We start from the raw sequence: 17,521 nt of genomic DNA on the forward strand, positions 1-17,521 counted from the left end.
TTAGCAAAAAAAGAAAAGCCGTTTGGCCGGTAGCTGGAAACTTTAAGGATTCCAAAAGCATTTATTGGTGGGAATCGATCAATTCAAATTCGCCCTTCATCATTTTTATGACGTTCATCAACGACCTGACATTGTGATAGTTTACCTTCCAAATCTGGGCCTTGGCCTTTTTTTCCGCTTCTGGACTTTTATCTAAACCAGCGTCAAACCAACCGTTATAGGTATGGTCTATCAGATAGGTGTTAATATAGTGCCATTGTTTCTCAAACAACTCGTAATAACGCGGTTCTTCCGGATATAGTTTGGACATGAGCAACAGTGTGTTCAGACATTCTGCTTGCGTCCACCATACCTTTCGGGTGTCTTCAATAGTTCTTGTATTGGTTTCTTCCCAATAGTAACCCCCTTCGTAAAACCCACCTTTTGAGGTGTCCCAGCCCCAATCCAAGGCATGGTCTACCATGGTTTTTGCCCTCCTCATGGTAAGCGTATCGTTTTTCTTGCCCAGCACATGGGAGGCCTCCAAGAGTAAAAAGGCGGTTTCCACATCATGACCGAAGGAAACATGGTCCAAGAAGAAGTATTCTTTACGGACACTTTCCGTAGAATCTTTATAGGAAACGGGAGTCCAATCCCGTTGCAAGTGCAGGGTGAGATAGCCTTTTTTCGTGGTGATGGTATCCCTAATCAAGACCAAAAGCTCCTCCAATCGTTCTTTTACCAAGGCATCGGGCCATACCTCATATAAAGCTGTAAAACTCTCCAACAGATGTATGGACGAGTTTTGATCCTTCCAGTCCTTCCGGATATAATTGTCATAATTACGGTCATTTTCGGTAACATCCAATATCCAGGAACCATCCATTTGCAACACATCAAAATAGCCTCCATATTCTGGATCATGGGCATGTTCCTCCAACCAATAGAAGGTTTTTTTGGCCAAATTCAAGGCTGTTGTATCCTTTGAGACCTTGTAATATGTGGCCAGTCCGTAAATAGAAAAGGAATTTCCATAGGCGCTTTTCCCAGTGGATAATAGCTTCAGGGAATCCCCTTCTACACCTAACAGGGTATGGAAACCACCGTGCTGGGAATCCCACATATGATCTCTTAAGAAATGATATCCGTGTTTGGCAATTTGCTGATATTTAGGGTCATTGTAAAACAAGGCCAAGGTGGAGGCGGTCCAAACATGCCGTGCTTGACTCACCAACATTTTGTTTTGCTTTCCAACCTTATCCCATTTATAATCAAAGTCCGACCAGAAACCACCGTGGATACTATCAATGGTCCTTGGGTACCAAACGTTGGAAAGGGTATCCAATGAAGCTTCTAATGCCCTGAGGAGTTGTTTTTTAGTGTCATTGTTCTCACTTGGTAGTTCTTTACAGGAAAGGCAAAGCAATGAAAAGAATATAATCAGAAATCCATAGGAACTACGTAGAAATAAAGTGTTTTTTAAAACCATATGTCGGGCGAAGAATGATACTAGCTAAAGCTACTGATTAATTTTCAAAGAATTAGGGCGTAGCTTTTAAGAGGACAATGAATGGTTTTTTTCGATTGATTTCTCACATTTACTCCATTCAGTCTACTTAGACTCCCTTCGGCTGCGCTCAGGGCGAGCCGCTCAGTCTGACAGGTTCGAAATGACTTTCTGTTTCTGTTTGGTCATTTCGAAGAAGCTTGCGACTGAGAAATCTCATTTCATAAGCTTAGATTTCTCACGTTCCACTCTGTTTCGGTTCGAAATGACATTCTGTGTTTGTTTAGTCATTTCGACGGAATCCCTATTCCCCTCGGGAAGCCAAAAAATGAACACAATTATTTTTCATTTTCTTTACTTGCCTAAAGAAAACGAAGCAAAAGAAAGTGCACTTTCCAGTAGGAATTTTTACTTCGTAAAACCCATCTCGAAACTCGGCCGTTCCGTTGCACGGAACAGGTACCTTTCCGAGCTTTCTCTATGTATTCTTCTGGAAAGGGAATCAAAAATTCGGTATTTGGTCATTGTCCGTCATTTTTCCAAACTGCTTTTCCCAAGTTGGAAATGCCCATATTTTTTACCCAGAAAAAGCTCCCCTCCCTGAGTAGGGAGGGGTCTTTCGCTTTAGTGAAATGGGGAGGGTTGGAATTCGACACTTTTTCCATCGCCGAAAAAAGGTTTCAAAAATGTTGGTTGGAATTTTAGATTTCTCACGCTCCTTATCAGTCGGTTTAAAATGACATTTGGTTCATTTGAGTCATTTCGACAGAGTCCCCGATGCCCATCGGGACGATGATAAATCCACAAGAGCCTTCTTCTCTTATTATTGAAGGGTGTTTCTACGATTTTCGGTTCGAGTGGCTTCCTGAAAGAGACGTTGTATCGAGAACCCATTGCCTTTGCTCAGCATAGGCTCTTTTTGGGTCCGAGAGCTTCTCGATACGAATTTTCTCGTACCTCAAAAATTCACTCGAAGTGACGGAAAGGAGGTACAAATTAATAGGAGTAAATCTGCCGTTAAAAAATCAAATGTCAGTTCGAGTGGCGTCCTGAAAGAGACGTTGTATCGAGAACCCTTCGGCTTCGCTCTGGGCAGGCTCCTTCTATACCCAAATGCTTCTCGATACGAATTTTCTCGTACCTCAAAAATTCACTCGAAGTGACGAACAGACCGTGGTATTACAAAACAAAAACCTGTCACTCTTGATGACAGGTTTAGATCGAAATCATTGCTATTATCGCTGTGCCAGCTCCAGATTAAGATTGTTCCAGACCAGTATTTTGGTCTCTTTGCTCATCTTTTCCCACTCGGCCGCTTCATTATAGTTTTCCCCTATTTCCTTTTTATAGCGGATTTTTCCAGGTACGCCATATTGGTCTTCGGGGAAAATGAATTCCTCCCAGTAATAATAGACCCCTGCATCGGAAATTTGGGAAAGTCGGGCCACTTGGTGCAGGGCGCCTTCCTGTTGAAAAAGGTAAATGCCACCGCCTTCGACCCCACAGGCTTCAGCCAGATAATCTATAAATAGGATTCCCTCAATATTCGGGAGACCCTTATTTCCCAAAGCACTTAAATAGAACTGGCCATTGGCCAACCGGGTCGATTTTTCGGTAAAACTGCCATCGTTCTTTAAGGAACGGATCAAGAGATAATCCTCATCGCCCGTTTTGCTCCGCCCGAAAAAATGTACTACATCATTGATCACCTTTTTTTCCAAGGCAATCAATCCGCCAAGCACATAGCCCGCTATGCCCTTATAGGTTACCCTGTAAAATGGGTGGTCAACGCCTTTGTAGGGCCAAGAGTTTTCGTGCTTTTCTTGGATAACCAAAGGCGAACCTATGGAAAGGGTTTTCAGCACTTTGGAATTTGTGGTAGGCGCTTCCCGTAGTTGTACCTGGTCGCCAAATAGGTACACGGTCTGCCCAGGTTCAAAGCTACAATCTTCATAGATACAGTGCACTTTTTCTTGGGCCTTGGTAGACAAACAGATGGTTAGTATGGTAAGGACGGACAATATCTGTTTTGCTTTCATCGTAAAGAAATTTAATAGTAAATAAAGAACGTTGACCTAGCTAATGGTCTGTATGAACCCGGTTCCTTATACTTACGTTTTGCTAAATGATAGGAGCCGACAATATCGATGAAAAGTGTTGTTTTGTGGATGAACTACGGGATTTATTAAACCCTTAACAGTGATTTTAGGGTAGATAATGGCCAAATAATGAACACATCCCTCAAGATCAAGAACCCAATAATCCCGATTCTATCAATGGAATCCGAAACCGTTCCGTTTCCGCATTGGTATGTTCCCTAGCAAAAATGGCAGCGGCCTTTTCCAAAATTTCGGGGTGCTGGGTGGCGACATTTTCGGTTTCGGCGGGGTCCGTTTGTAGATTATAAAGTTCCAAAGTGGGACTTTCTTCATCCTTTAAATGTTGACGGACCACTTTCCAATCGCCCATACGTATGGCGACCTGACCCCCGTATTCCGGGAATTCCCAAAAAAGGAATTCATGCTCCTCCTGTCCTTCATGCTGTAACAACGTGGGTAAAAAACTGATACCATCCGTGTCCGAAGGTTTTTCATAGCCGATTAAATCGGACAGCGTAGCCATGACATCATACTGTACCGAAATATGGTCCGTCTTGGAACCTGCTTGAATATGGCCCGGCCAACTCGCAATCATGGGAACCCGGATACCGCCTTCATAAACAAACCCCTTGCCTTTACCGCGTTCCTCCCCAAAAGGTCCGGAGCTATTGAAAAATTCCCCATCGGTTCCTCCGGTGAAGGTGACTCCATTATCGGAACTAAAAATAATCAGCGTATTCTCATAAAGACCTTCTTTCTTAAGGTGGGCGATTAGTTTGCCCACATTCTCGTCCAAGTATGAAATCATGGCGGCATAGCCTGCCCGTGGATTTTGGTGGGGAAAATACCCCTTGTCGCCCAAATAGGGTTCTTCCGGACCAAACTTTTTCTTGTAATAGTCCACCCAACGTTGCGGTGCTTGAATTGCATTATGGGGTATGGGCGTGGCCCAATAGAAAAAAATTGGGTCCTTTTTCTGATTAGAAATAAAATTGATCATTTGGTCGAACATCAAATCAGGGGCGTAGTCCTTTAGGGTATAATCTGTATAGCTTGAGGGGTCATTGGGGTCCGTTCCTTCTGGAAATCTGGTGGACGGTGCAATGGTATCGTTCTGCAGATGTACCCTATTTTCATTGTGATAGAGGTGTAATGGATAGTAGGTGTGCGCCTGCCGTTGGCAATTATAGCCAAAGAAAAAGTCGAACCCCATTTTCGTGGGAATGGACTCCGTATGTGGGGCTCCCAAGCCCCATTTCCCTACCATGCCCGTGGCATAGCCTTGTTCCTTTAGTTTTTGGGGCAATAACACGGTATTGGAAGGTATGGGCCGCTGCCCTTCTAGCGTAGAATCTTTGGCCATAGCCCGATAGTCCCAAACATCGCCCCGTACGCCCCACTCATCATTGCCTCTTATATAGGCATGCCCGGAATGTTTGCCGGTCAATAACATATATCGGGCCGGGGCACAGACCGGCGCACTGGTGTAGTGTTGGGTAAACAACATCCCACTTTTGGCGAGGGCAACAATGTTGGGAGTTTCTATTTTTTCCTGTCCATAGACGCCTAGTTCACCGTACCCTAGGTCATCGGCAAGAATGTAAATTATGTTTGGTTTTTGTAGTTTGGGAGCTTCGGTTATTTGTTCCTCTTTACAGCCAAGTATCAAAAGGGAGCATAAAAGCAGGGAAAAGGTCGGTTTCATGGTGTTCGATTTTCTTCCTACAAGCTACTAAAAATTGGCGTATTTGTTTTGGATGGAGATTAATGCCGTACGACCCTCCCCGTTCCTCTCTTCCGGAACGCCCCTCCCAGAACCGGGTGGGGAGCTTTTTTTGTGTAGAAGAAGTTAGTTGGCAACTATTTAGTTTAGGCCTCACATCCTTTATCGGTATCCTTGACACCAATTTTTCTAAGGATATCTTCCATCAAGCACCATTTGGTAAAAGAGGATTGCAACAAGTTGGCTCCAACGAATACGGTGAACCATAACCAATTAATGTTAACATAGAGAGCCAATAGTACGCTAATGATGATAAAAGTACCGGCAATTGCACGAATATATCTGTTGATCATAGTTTTTGGATTTAGTTTTTAAATTGATTTTTCAATGGGGACCACAACAGCTTTAATTGGGTTATTGGTTTCCATCTTACTGTTGAATTCCTTAATGAGGCCGAAAAGCTGGTCGATATTTTCATCCTCCGTAAAGGAGAAGAAAAGGCTGGACTCCACACCGCCTTTTTTGCTGGGGAACCAACTGGCGGTTCGTACCATGGGCGCAACATTTTTATAGCCGTCAATATCGGAGCCGCTATAGCTATCGATATGTGCTTTTTTAAACATTTGAAGGATTTCGGTATCGAACTCCTCCACTACGGTGACGATCAATAGTTTCATCTGTTTATATTTAATATTAATAAAAGGTCAGATGCAATTCGCCAATAACCATCAAGGTTGGTATCAAGACTTGTTATGGCTCATTTCATACGGTTAAAATTCAAGTTCAAATTCAAATTTCAAGTTCAAGCTCAAATGTCAAGTTCAAGTCCAATTGTTTTCATTTCAGCTTCCTATAACCAATTAATATCAGCTACATGGTTTCACTCGTTCTGGAAGTTGAAGCACCATCCAATCCCTGAAAATCAAATACTGTCAATCTCATCATCCGTTGTTCCTCCTTCGGGGGTAAGGGAGCTTTCCGGATAATTCTTCTTTTCGATCATGTAATATACCAAGGGGACTACCAGTAATGTCAATACGGTAGAGACAATGGTTCCTCCCATGAGGGAGATGGCCAGGCCTTGGAAAATAGGGTCAAAAAGGATGACAAATGCCCCGATAACCACCGTTCCTGCTGTCAATAGGATGGGCGTAGTACGTACGGCCCCAGCTTCAATGGCCGCCTGTTTTAAGGACACTCCCTCAGCCAAACGCAGGTTGATAAAATCGATTAACAAGACCGAGTTCCGTACCATGATACCTGCCAAGGCAATCATCCCAATAAAAGAAGTCGCGGTAAAGAAGGCACCCATTAACCAATGCCCTAGGATAATCCCGATCAAGGATAAGGGTATCGCTACCATCATGACCACGGGCGCTTTAAAGTTCTGGAACCATCCCACGATCAAAATATAGATGAGAATAATGGCCCCCATAAAGGCAATGCCCAAATCGCGAAATACTTCCAAAGTAATCTGCCACTCACCGTCCCATTTCACGGTAAAATCATCTTCATATTCAGGCTGTCCCAAGTACATCTCGTTCATTTCATAGCCTTGTGGTAGCGGTATTTCTTTCAACTTCTCTTCCATACCCAAAATAGCGTAGGCTGGACTCTCTAACTCGCCGGCCATATCCGCCATTACATACACCACGCGTTTCTGGTTCTTTCGGTAGATACTCTTTGCGCTGGTGACGGGCTGTATATCGACCAGATCGCCAATGGGGACCATATTCCCTTGTTGGGACTTTAACTTCAACTGGGCAATGTCCGTTATGGTAGATTTCTCCTTTTCATCCAAGGCCAATACCAATCCCACCTGCTGAACGGCGTTCTCATCATATAGATTCGCAATAGGTCTATTGCTCAATGCCATATTCATGGTATAGGCTATCTGTTGTGGGGCCACCCCATACAACATGGCTTTTTCCCGATCTATGACAAACTGATACTCTGTTTGATCCGATTCTACCATCCAATCGATATCTACCACATCTTGAGTGTTTTTCAAGATATCCTGAACATTATCCGCAATTTGCATTTGGGTATCGTAGTCCGGACCGTATACTTCCGCCACGATGGTTGAAAGTACAGGGGGTCCTGGTGGTACCTCTACCACCTTTACATTGGCATTGTATTTTGAGGCGATGCGTTGTATTTCAGGTCGAAGCAATTTGGCAATATCATGGCTTTGGGCACTTCGTTCGCCCTTGTCGATGAGGTTTACCTGAATGTCTGCCATATTGCTACCGCCACGAAGATCGTAGTGCCGTACCAAACCGTTGAAGGTAATGGGGGCGGAAGTACCTACATAATTTTGATAGTTTACCACTTCTGGCCTGGTGGCCAGGTATTGGGAAATTTCCTGGGCTACGACTCCGGTACGTTCCAATGTGGTACCTTCTGGCATATCGATGACAACCTGAAATTCATTCTTGTTATCAAAAGGCAACATTTTAACCGCTACCGATTTTGTAAAGAACAGCAACATGGTCCCGATAAGCAAGAAGAAGGTGAAACCAAGGAACATCCAACGTTTCCCCTTGTTCTCTATCAACGGACGCTCAAACTTGTCATAGAACTTATAGATCAACGTGTCCTCCAACGGTTTTTCCTTTTTCTCCACGGTTTCCTTTTTCTCCTTTTCCCGCAAGAAAATATATCCCAAATATGGGGTGATGGTCAAGGCCACAAAGAGCGACAAGATCATGGCAATGGATGCACCAATGGGCATTGGGGCCATATAAGGGCCCATCAATCCAGACACAAATGCCATGGGCAATACGGATGCGATTACGGTGAACGTAGCCAAAATGGTAGGGTTGCCCACTTCGTTTATGGCATAGAGCGCGGCCTGTTTAAAAGGCAGCCGTTTCATCTTGAAGTGGCGGTGCATATTCTCCGCTATGATGATGGAGTCGTCCACCACGATACCTGTTACGAACACCAAGGCGAAAAGGGTGATTCGGTTCAATGTATAATCCAGCATGTAGTAGCTCAATAAGGTCAAGGCGAAAGTAATGGGCACCGATAGAAAAACCACCAAGCCACCGCGCCATCCCATGGCCAGCATGACCACAAAGGTCACGGCAATGATGGATCCGATAAGGTGCAAGAGAAGTTCAGACACCTTATGGGAAGCCGTTTCCCCGTAGTTTCGGGTGATTTCCACATGCACATCATCGGGAATTAGGGTGGTCCTCAGGTGGTCCACCTTATCCACGATCACTTCCGCAATTTTCATGGCATCCGCTCCTTTCCTTTTGGCTACGGATAGGGTCACGGCAGGATATTCAGATGGATATTCCGAAGCTTTTTCACTGGCCTGGCCAAAGCCCAGGCTCACGTAATTTTGGGGTATCTCCGGACCATCGATGATTTCTGCCACCTGTTTGAGGTAGACCGGTCTATTCTGTTGTACGCCCACGACCAAATTTTCCACATCGGTTACCGATTCCAAAAACTTTCCGGTACTCACTAAAAATTCGGTATCGTTTCGGTCAAAACTACCCGAATTCAGTTGGGCGTTGTTGCCTTTTATCATTTCGGAAACACTTAGGAAATCCAGCCCACTGGCGGCCAATTTATCCTTGTCCAGAACCACGCGTAATTGTCGGTTTTGCCCCCCAATTTTATGGGTCACCGCCACATCGTTGACTTTTTTGATTTCCGCTTCCAGCTCCTGGGCCATTTGCCCCAATTGATAGCCGCTATAGTTTTCGCTCCAAAGGGTCAACCCCAACATGGGCACGTCATCAATGGCACGGGTCTTTACCAAGGGAAAAGTCACCCCCTGTGGCATCTGGTCCATGTGCTTGTTGATCTCGTTGTATAGTTTTACGAAAGAGCGCTCAATATCCTCGCCCACATAGAATTGTACGATGACCATCCCTTGTTCCTTCATGGACGTGGAATACACATATTCCACCCCCTTAATGTTACTGATGAGTTGTTCCAAGGGTTTTATAACCCTGGACTCTACTTCGGTTGGGCTTGCCCCAGGGTATCCCACAAAAATATCGGCCATGGGCACATCGATCTGCGGTTCTTCCTCCCGTGGAATCAAAAAGGAGCTATAGACCCCAATGACCATAAATACGATCATCAGTAGCACCGTTAACTTACTGCCTATAAATAGTTTGGCAATCTTGCCAGCTAAACCTTCCTTCATTTCATTTTTTATTAGTTGGGCGTTTTCACCTGCCAATGGGGCAGGCGGGCGGGCTTTCCGTTTTTACTCCTCCCTGCCAAGGCAGGTGCGGGGTAACCACTGCAATCCCTAACGCGTTTCCTTTTATTGTATGGCCAATTTTGCTCCGTTGTACAGTTTTCCTTCGGAAGAAACAATATACTCCTCATCGTGCGCAAGGCCGGAGAGAACCTCTACCTTGTCACCCAAAGTCCTTCCCAATCGTAACCATCGCAACAAGGCGGTATTGCTTTCGCTTACGGTATAGATGCCAGTGAGGCTACCGTTCTTCACCAGTACATCGATAGGAACCATAACTGCCGCCTTTGATGCCTTTTTGGATACGGGGAACTGTACCGTGGCATACATTCCGGATAGCATCGGGATGTCCGTTTTTTCCAAAACCACCTTTACCATATACTGGCCTCCCGTGTTTTTAGAGGAGGTACTTACCTCGGTTACGGTCCCTTTAACAATTTTCTCCAAGGACTTAATCAGGACGGTTACGTGGGTATCATTCTTTACTTCGGAAATCTCGGATTCCGGTACCATGGCCAATACCTGATAGGTGCCTGGTGCTTCTACTTCCAATAAGGGCATCCCAGGGTTTGCCATATCCCCGGTATTGATAAATTTATTGGTCACCACGCCGCTAAAGGGAGCGCGAATGTTGGCATAGCCCATTTGCGCATTGACCTCGTTCTTCATTTGTTTGGCCGACTCCAATCGGGCCTTGGCCATAGTATAATGCGCCGTAACGTCATCCAGTTCCTTTTGGGAAGCACTGTTCTCCTTAAAAAGGGCGGTAAACCGGTTATAATCCTTTTCGGCATTGGTATAAGCGGCGGTTGCCTCGGCAATACCGGCATTCACTTGGGCCAACTTGGCGGATACATCCGCATTGTTCACGCTCAACAAGAGCTGCCCGTTGGTCACTTTTTCACCAACCTGTACGTATATTTTATCCACATACCCCATCATACGCGTACTGATGTTCGCACTTCTGGCCGCTTCCACCTTGCCGCTTACGGTAAGGAACGGGTCATTGCTGTTTTGTGTAACGGTACTTGTGGTAACCGAAATGGCAGCACCTTTGGTTGCCACAGCTGTTTTTTGGTCGTTTCCACAACTGGCAAATATGGTGAGTGCCGCCAAAGCCATTACTGATATATAAAGATTATTTTTCATGTTTCTTCTTGTATTCGGTCTTACATTAACCTGTATTGATTATTAAATTTTTGTCAGGAACTGTACATATGCCAAGGCATAGTTGTGTTCAAAAATGGTCCTATAGTATTCCAGAGTTTTTTGGGAATATTGGGTTTCGGCCAATAACAGGTCGGTCGTTTTTTCCAGGCCCTGCTCAAATCGGTTCGTACGGATCCGTAGGGATTCTTGGGACTGTTCCAAGGCCAATTGGGTAAGCCTTAACTTATTCTGGGCGTTCTCCAAGTTTCGTTTTGCCCTGTTCAGTTCCAGCGCACTTTCAGATTTGTATTGCTCCAATTGTAGTTTGGCCTTGTCGTATTCGGCCTTGCTTTTCTGTGATTTACCAAACCGCTTGCTTCCTTCAAAAAGGTTCCATTTGAGTTCTGCCCCGAACAAATATCCATCAGCATCGCCCTGAAAGACTTCATCGTCATGCATTTCATAGGTGCCAAAGGCATTCAATCTGGGGAGAAAGGACATTTGATCCGCCTTGTGCATTTGTTTGTAGGCCTCGGTAGCGGAATCCATAGCCAAAATATCCTTACGGTTTTCGGAAAGCGATACTGCATCGATGTCCGAATAGGACACGGAGAGGGAGTCCGTCGGTTTCAGCACCGCAGTACCGGTCTCGTTCATGAGAACCGACAAATAGTTGCTGGCATTGAGGATATTGCTTTGGGCATAGTGCAATTGGTTGTCTATTTCCGTGACCCGTACCTGAACGGCCAATAGATCCGACTTTTGCAAAAATCCTTGGGCAAAGCTGTTTTCCGCAATACGCTGGTTTTCCAAAGCCGTTTCCTTCGCTTTTTCCAGTACGTCCACCGTTTTATAGGCAAGTTGTAATTGCATATAGGCTTTTTCAACTTCAAGGGCCATGTAGTCGCCGGTGCGTTCCGATTGTAGTTCGGTTGCCGTCCACTTCGCCTTGGCAGCCTTTCGTTGAAACATACCGTCCAAGTTAATCAAGGGCTGTTGTACTTCTACCCTAGTGGCATAATCCTCTATTTGCCTGGGATCGTTCAATAAGGTTGGGTCGAAGTCGGCCGCCGTAAGGATCTGCTGGTTCAATTTGGAACCAAAGGCCATCAGGGGATTTGTAGTGGCGATTCCCGTATGGGAAACACTTATGTTTGGCAATAAAACCGCATTCGTCTGTAGGTAATCCCCTTTGGCGGCAAGGGCATCTTGCGCGGTAATTTTAAGGGTGTTATTGCCCTCTTTTACTCTTGTCATCACTTCTTCCTTCGTAATGGGCGTGGTATTTTGACCTATCCCAAAATAGCAGGAGAAAAGAATAATATATCCTAGTAGGTATTTCATTGTTGTAATATATTTTGGACAAAATTAGATTGGGGAAACAAGCTGTGCAGTAACATTTGTTACCGAACCCCTATGGCAGGAAAATGGATGTTGATTGTTCGTTTTCTAAATGGGACATTTCTTTGGTAATCAAGAATTAGTATGATTTCATATATTTACTAGGCACCAACGTCATATGGAATTTCAAATATGAAAATCACTACCCTTATAATCACCATGATGCTGCTGGTATACGTACATCAGGAACCAAAAGCCTATACGCAGAAGCTGCCTGGAAGCGATTTGGAAATTGAAATGGTTGCGATTCCCTCCGGTTCGTTCCAAATGGGAAGTACCGATCCGGAAGACAAAAATGCGTATCCACAAAGGAAGATTTCTGTAGATGGTTTTTGGATGTCCTCCAAGGAGGTTACCTGGGAGCTTTACCGCGAGTTCTTAAAACGGGAATTGGATGGCGCTGCCATGAAGAACGAAACTATTGAAATCGATGCCGTTACCGGAGCAACCATCCCCTATGTGGATATGGGGTTGGGCATGGGTTCCGAAGGTTCCTTGCCAGTGGCAAATGTAACCGTGCTAGGCGCATCACAGTTCTGTAAATGGCTTACCGCTTTGACCGGGGTATATTACCGATTGCCTACAGAGGCCGAATGGGAATATGCTGCAAGGGCCGGAAGTGCTGGACCCTATTTTTTTGAGGATGACGGAAATCTAGAGGAGTACGCATGGTTCGATGAAATAGTGGAGAGAGCTATCACGAAGTAGGACAAAAGAAACCCAACCCATGGGGCCTCTATGACATGTATGGCAATGTGGCCGAGTGGACCTTGGACCAATATGTTGAGGATGCCTATACGAAGGACCAGGTATTTCATCCTATTACAAAACCGTATCCTACTGTGGTTCGAGGAGGGTCATTTAAGGATACGGCCGAAGAAGTAGGTTCAACGGTCCGTATGGGGTCTGATTTGGTATGGAAGGTACGCGACCCCCAGTTTCCCCAAAGCAAATGGTGGAATACGGATGCCGCCTTTGTCGGGTTTAGAATTGTAAGACCAATGAATGTTCCCGAAATAGAAGAGGACAATACGTTTTGGATAAAAGCCAACTGATTTTTACATATCCAAAGTATAACACGATAAAGTAACAACAGAACCATCAATAAAAACAACAAAACAAAATGCAAAACACACGAAGAGATTTTGTAAAAAGGAGTACCATGGCCTCCGCGGGATTGGTATTGACACCTTCACTGGAAACACGAGGAATGTTCAACATTTTTAACGAAAAGAAACTGAAAGTAGCCCTGGTAGGTTGTGGCGGCAGGGGTTCCGGTGCAGCGAACCAAGCACTTCAGGCAGATGATAATATTGAGCTGGTGGCCATGGCCGATGCTTTTGAGGACAGACTCACCGAAAGTTACAACAACTTGTATGAGAAGTACAAGGATACCGGTAAGTTCAGCGTAAAGGAGAAAAACAAATTTGTAGGATTTGATGGCTATAAAAGAGCCATTGACCTTGCGGATGTCGTCATTTTGGCAACACCTCCGGGATTTAGGCCCGCCCATTTCGCTTATTCCGTAGAAAATGGAAAGCATGTATTTATGGAAAAACCGGTGGCCACTGATGTTCCCGGCATTCAAAAGGTACTAAAGTATGCCCGGGAAGCCAAGGACAAAAACCTAAAAGTGGTAGTAGGGCTGCAGCGCAGGTATCAGGAAAACTATTTGGCCGCGTTGGAGGAAATTAAAAAAGGCGCGGTTGGCAAATTGGTAGGCGGACAGGTGTATTGGAACAGTGCCGGGGTTTGGGTACGGCCAAGATTACCGGAATATACGGAGCTGGAATATCAAATGCGCAACTGGTACTACTTTAATTGGCTCTGTGGGGATCATATTTTGGAGCAGCACATTCACAATATCGATGTGGCCAACTGGTTTTTGGATGAATTTCCCGTTTCGGCACAGGGTATGGGAGGAAGACAGGTACGCACTGGCAAGGACCATGGGGAGATTTTTGACCATCACTTCGTAGAGTTCACCTATCCTAGCGGTGCTGTCATATCCAGTCAGTGCAGGCATCAGCCAGGTACGTACAATAGGGTAGCGGAACAATTTCAGGGAACCAAAGGATTTGTTAGTACCAATGATGCCGCTGCGGCCTTCTTATATGATCTGGAAGGGAACGAAATAGGGAAGTTTGAAAATTCTGCCGGGCATAATCCCTACCAGGAAGAGCATAACCGGTTGTTCAAGGCGATTCGCGAAAATACCGATCTTAATAATGCAGAATACGGTGCCAAAAGTACCTTAACGGCCATTATGGGCCGTATGGCCACCTACAGTGGGGAAGTCATAAAGTGGGAGGATGCCATGCAATCCACGCTCCAATTGGTGCCGGATGATATGACCTGGGATACCCCACCACCGGTAATGCCCAAGGCGGACGGATTCTACGAAATCCCGACACCAGGCAAGACAAAGGTTTTATAATCAATTAAAAAGCTTTTTGCAAAGAGGCTGTCCAAAAAGTCACAATTCCATTCATATGTCACATCGAGCGCAGTCGAGATGCGTTAAAAACCAGAAAGTTATAATTCTCGACTCCGCTCGAATTGACAGCAGAAATGACTTTTTAGTCAGCCTCTTTTCTTTATATATAAATCGATAAAAACCGCAATGATTAATTGCCAATTTGGAAAAAGTAGGAAGAACAAGGGCAAACCAAGCGTTTCGGTTTTAATACTTCCAGAGGAATGCTTAAATTCCTGACTCAAAATCAAACTAATTCAAAAAATGAGTTCAAAAGCAACAGGATACAAGGTCATGATTATGACCGCAGTAGTGTTACTGTCATGTTTTTTCCAGACCATGGCACAAAATGTTCCCTCCCCCAAGGATGTTTACGGTTTTAGGGTCGGCGACGATTATAAATTGGCAGATTATGCCCAAATAGAGGATTATCTGGGGAAATTGGCGGCTACCTCCAATAGGGTGAAAATGCAGGAGATCGGCACCACCGTATTGGGCAGAAAAATGTACATCCTTTTTATTTCGAGCGAAGAGAACCTGGCTTCCCTGGACAAGTGGAAGGATATCAGTGCGAAACTGGCCCGAGTAAGCGTTTCTGATGAAGAAGCCTTACAGTTATCCGAAGAAGGTAAAGCTATTGTATGGGTTGATGGAGGCATGCACTCCACGGAGTTGGCCCATGGACAAATGACTTCTGAACTTGCCTATACCCTTGCCACTTCCGAAACCACGGAAATGAAAAAGATCAGGGAGAACGTCATCACCATTTTAATGCCCGTAATGAATCCGGATGGGCTGGACATTGTTGTGGATTGGTACAAGAAGAATTTGGGAACACCCTATGAAACTTCGCGACCCCCTATTTTATACCACTATTACATGGGACACGACAATAACAGGGATTGGTTCATGAACACCATGCCGGAAACCTATAACGTGACCAAAATTTTATACAATGAATGGTACCCACAGATTGTGTACAATCACCACCAATCCTCTCCCTCATGGACAAAGATCTCCATTCCTCCCTATGCAGATCCGGTTAACCCAAAAATACACCCAGCGGTTACCGCCGCGGTGAGCGAGGTCGGCTCCGCCATGTCCAAGCGCTTTTCCTTGGAAAACATGCCCGGAGCCATTGCGGATAACTTCTATACCATGTTCTGGAACGGCGGTGGAAGAACCGTACCCTACTACCACAATATGATCGGTATCCTGACCGAAACGGGTCACACCACCCCCACCCCACGTTTCTATGATCCTGAAAAACTGCCCAAAACCGTAGCAGGAACAACTCCGACCGATGGAACTGATATCATGTATCCCGATCCATGGAAAGGTGGGGAATCCCATTTTAGGGATGCCGTAGATTATATGTTAACGGCTACCTGGGCGACTTTGGACCTTGCTGCCGATAGAAAAAGCAATTACCTATACAACATCTACAAAATGGGCGCTTCGGCTATTGAAAAGGCCAAAACCGAAGGACCATTTGCCTATGTCATCGGGACCGACCAATGGGACCATTTTGAAGCGGTCAACTTGGTGAACGTGCTCCTTAAAGGCGGTATCGAAATTGAAAAGGCGACCAAGAGTTTTACCGTTGGCGATAAGAAATACGAGAAGGGATCCTATGTCATTTATGGCGGACAGGCCTTTAGGCCTTATTTATTGGACCTGATGGAAAAACAGAACTATCCTACCCGTTTCCAATACCCAGGGGGTCCGCCGGATACTCCCTACGATTTGGCCGGTTGGACCCTTCCCATGCAGATGGGCGTGACCGTGGATAAAATAAAGGATTCTTTTGACGCCAGCACCGAGAAGGTCACGGATGCGGCAACTTACAAGGAGGGCGATGTGGATGGCAAGGGTTCTTTTGGTTTTGCCCTGAGTGCCAATACAAATGCGTCAGTTTTGGTCACCAACAAAATTTTAAAAGCCGGCGGAACGGCCTATAGGACAAAGGAAGAAATGAAGATTGGTAAAGCGACCTTGCCCGCAGGTTCCTATATCGTTACTGGGGGCAGTGCATCCGTTGCCGAATTGGCAGGCCAGTACGGTTTGGAAGTTATCGGAATTGCGGATAGACCGGAAATCAGGCTGACAAAGATCCACTTGCCCAAAGTGGGACTTTACAAATCATGGGTGTCCAATATGGATGAGGGCTGGACCCGCTTTGTCATGGATGAATATGAATTCGCAATGGATACCTTACACGATAGGGATATCCAAACGGTCGACCTATCTCAATACGACGCGCTGATCATTCCTTCGCAAAGACCCGGTTCTATTTTACACGGCCATTCCAATTTGGAAATGCCCGAAAATTTTACGGGAGGTATCGGTTTGGAAGGTACGGTCGCCCTTAGTAAATACGTAAAGAACGGAGGCACCTTGTTGGCTTTTGACGAAGCCAGTAACTATGTCATCGAACAATTTGGGCTACCGCTTAAGGATGCCACAGAAGGTGCGGACAGTAAGGATTTCTTCATTCCTGGATCGTTGATTAAAACGGGAATCGACACCAAACACCCATTGGCATTTGGCATGCAGGATACCGTTGCGGTTTCCTTCAATAGGAGTCGGGCATTCACAATCGACAAACAAAGTAAGAAAGGCGAAGGTGGAGAGGAGAAAATTGCCGATGCCCCTGCGCCGGACGTTGAGGTAATCGCTAATTATGCCGCAAAAAACTTGTTGATGAGTGGCTGGGCCATGGGCGAGGAAAAATACATCGCTAAAAAACCCGCCATGGTCAAAGTGGCCTATGGCGAGGGCGACGTTATCCTGTTTGCGTTCAGGCCCCAATTCAGGGCACAGCCCAGGGGCACTTATAAACTGATTTTCAATGCGCTGTACGAGGGAGCATCGGAATAGTTAAAACAAACGAGAACGGTAAAGGCCTGTCAATGTAATGATAGGCTTTTTTTATATCAGGGCACTAAATTTTGTACTT

At 45.4% G+C, this 17,521-nt stretch carries 12 protein-coding genes; 4 read left to right on the plus strand and 8 right to left on the minus strand.

The genetic code is table 11. From position 1 onward, the window contains the following. Window positions 1–61: 61 nt before the first annotated feature. The 8 genes from PP181_RS03130 to PP181_RS03165 all read right to left on the minus strand — a co-directional run bounded on the left by PP181_RS03130 (window position 62) and on the right by PP181_RS03165 (window position 12,029). The gene (locus PP181_RS03130) at window positions 62–1,405 is read right to left on the minus strand and encodes an AGE family epimerase/isomerase (protein ID WP_272635948.1); all 1,344 of its coding nucleotides are present in this window, start codon (window positions 1,403–1,405) and stop codon (window positions 62–64) included. A gap of 1,316 nt (window positions 1,406–2,721) precedes the next feature. Continuing rightward, window positions 2,722–3,525, minus strand: coding sequence for an SH3 domain-containing protein (locus tag PP181_RS03135; RefSeq protein ID WP_272635949.1), 804 nt, complete (start codon window positions 3,523–3,525; stop codon window positions 2,722–2,724). 208 nt (window positions 3,526–3,733) lie between these two features. After that, entirely contained in the window at window positions 3,734–5,290 is a 1,557-nt protein-coding gene (locus tag PP181_RS03140) for an arylsulfatase (protein ID WP_272635950.1), read from the minus strand. Between the two features lie 164 nt (window positions 5,291–5,454). After that, window positions 5,455–5,661: a YgaP family membrane protein gene (locus tag PP181_RS03145; protein WP_154917800.1), complete on the minus strand. Its 207-nt coding sequence runs from the start codon at window positions 5,659–5,661 to the stop codon at window positions 5,455–5,457. Window positions 5,662–5,679: 18 nt separating this feature from the next. Continuing rightward, complete coding sequence (locus PP181_RS03150) at window positions 5,680–5,985, minus strand: hypothetical protein (protein ID WP_272635951.1); 306 nt, start codon at window positions 5,983–5,985, stop codon at window positions 5,680–5,682. A gap of 245 nt (window positions 5,986–6,230) precedes the next feature. Further along, on the minus strand, window positions 6,231–9,479 hold the full coding sequence (locus tag PP181_RS03155) for an efflux RND transporter permease subunit (protein WP_272635952.1): 3,249 nt from the start codon (window positions 9,477–9,479) through the stop codon (window positions 6,231–6,233). A gap of 123 nt (window positions 9,480–9,602) precedes the next feature. Beyond that, a complete protein-coding gene (locus PP181_RS03160; protein WP_272635953.1) occupies window positions 9,603–10,685 on the minus strand; it encodes an efflux RND transporter periplasmic adaptor subunit in 1,083 nt (360 codons plus the stop codon). A gap of 42 nt (window positions 10,686–10,727) precedes the next feature. Next, entirely contained in the window at window positions 10,728–12,029 is a 1,302-nt protein-coding gene (locus PP181_RS03165; protein ID WP_272635954.1) for a TolC family protein, read from the minus strand. Window positions 12,030–12,218: 189 nt separating this feature from the next. Here PP181_RS03165 and PP181_RS03170 point away from each other — a divergent pair, with 189 nt between their 5' ends. The 4 genes from PP181_RS03170 to PP181_RS03185 all read left to right on the plus strand — a co-directional run bounded on the left by PP181_RS03170 (window position 12,219) and on the right by PP181_RS03185 (window position 17,442). Then, window positions 12,219–12,794, plus strand: a complete 576-nt coding sequence (locus PP181_RS03170) for a formylglycine-generating enzyme family protein (RefSeq protein ID WP_272635955.1) — start codon at window positions 12,219–12,221, stop codon at window positions 12,792–12,794. A gap of 47 nt (window positions 12,795–12,841) precedes the next feature. Then, window positions 12,842–13,141 (plus strand): hypothetical protein, encoded by a 300-nt coding sequence (locus PP181_RS03175; RefSeq protein WP_272635956.1) that lies wholly within the window; start codon window positions 12,842–12,844, stop codon window positions 13,139–13,141. A 68-nt stretch (window positions 13,142–13,209) separates the two neighbouring features. After that, window positions 13,210–14,523 (plus strand): Gfo/Idh/MocA family protein, encoded by a 1,314-nt coding sequence (locus tag PP181_RS03180; protein WP_272635957.1) that lies wholly within the window; start codon window positions 13,210–13,212, stop codon window positions 14,521–14,523. A 303-nt stretch (window positions 14,524–14,826) separates the two neighbouring features. Next, window positions 14,827–17,442 carry a M14 family metallopeptidase gene (locus PP181_RS03185; RefSeq protein ID WP_272635958.1) on the plus strand — a complete coding sequence of 872 codons (2,616 nt, stop codon included), beginning with the start codon at window positions 14,827–14,829 and terminating at the stop codon, window positions 17,440–17,442. Window positions 17,443–17,521: the final 79 nt, after the last annotated feature.

The sequence above is a fragment of the Maribacter sp. PR66 genome (genome assembly GCF_028464205.1).
Taxonomy (GTDB): domain Bacteria; phylum Bacteroidota; class Bacteroidia; order Flavobacteriales; family Flavobacteriaceae; genus Maribacter; species Maribacter flavus.

Coding starts and splice junctions, on each gene's coding strand:
- PP181_RS03135 (WP_272635949.1), bottom strand. CDS start 3,525: ATGAAAGCAAAACAGATATTGTCCGTCCTTACCATACTAACCATCTGT.
- PP181_RS03140 (WP_272635950.1), bottom strand. CDS start 5,290: ATGAAACCGACCTTTTCCCTGCTTTTATGCTCCCTTTTGATACTTGGC.
- PP181_RS03145 (WP_154917800.1), bottom strand. CDS start 5,661: ATGATCAACAGATATATTCGTGCAATTGCCGGTACTTTTATCATCATT.
- PP181_RS03150 (WP_272635951.1), bottom strand. CDS start 5,985: ATGAAACTATTGATCGTCACCGTAGTGGAGGAGTTCGATACCGAAATC.
- PP181_RS03155 (WP_272635952.1), bottom strand. CDS start 9,479: ATGAAGGAAGGTTTAGCTGGCAAGATTGCCAAACTATTTATAGGCAGT.
- PP181_RS03160 (WP_272635953.1), bottom strand. CDS start 10,685: ATGAAAAATAATCTTTATATATCAGTAATGGCTTTGGCGGCACTCACC.
- PP181_RS03165 (WP_272635954.1), bottom strand. CDS start 12,029: ATGAAATACCTACTAGGATATATTATTCTTTTCTCCTGCTATTTTGGG.
- PP181_RS03170 (WP_272635955.1), top strand. CDS start 12,219: ATGAAAATCACTACCCTTATAATCACCATGATGCTGCTGGTATACGTA.
- PP181_RS03180 (WP_272635957.1), top strand. CDS start 13,210: ATGCAAAACACACGAAGAGATTTTGTAAAAAGGAGTACCATGGCCTCC.
- PP181_RS03185 (WP_272635958.1), top strand. CDS start 14,827: ATGAGTTCAAAAGCAACAGGATACAAGGTCATGATTATGACCGCAGTA.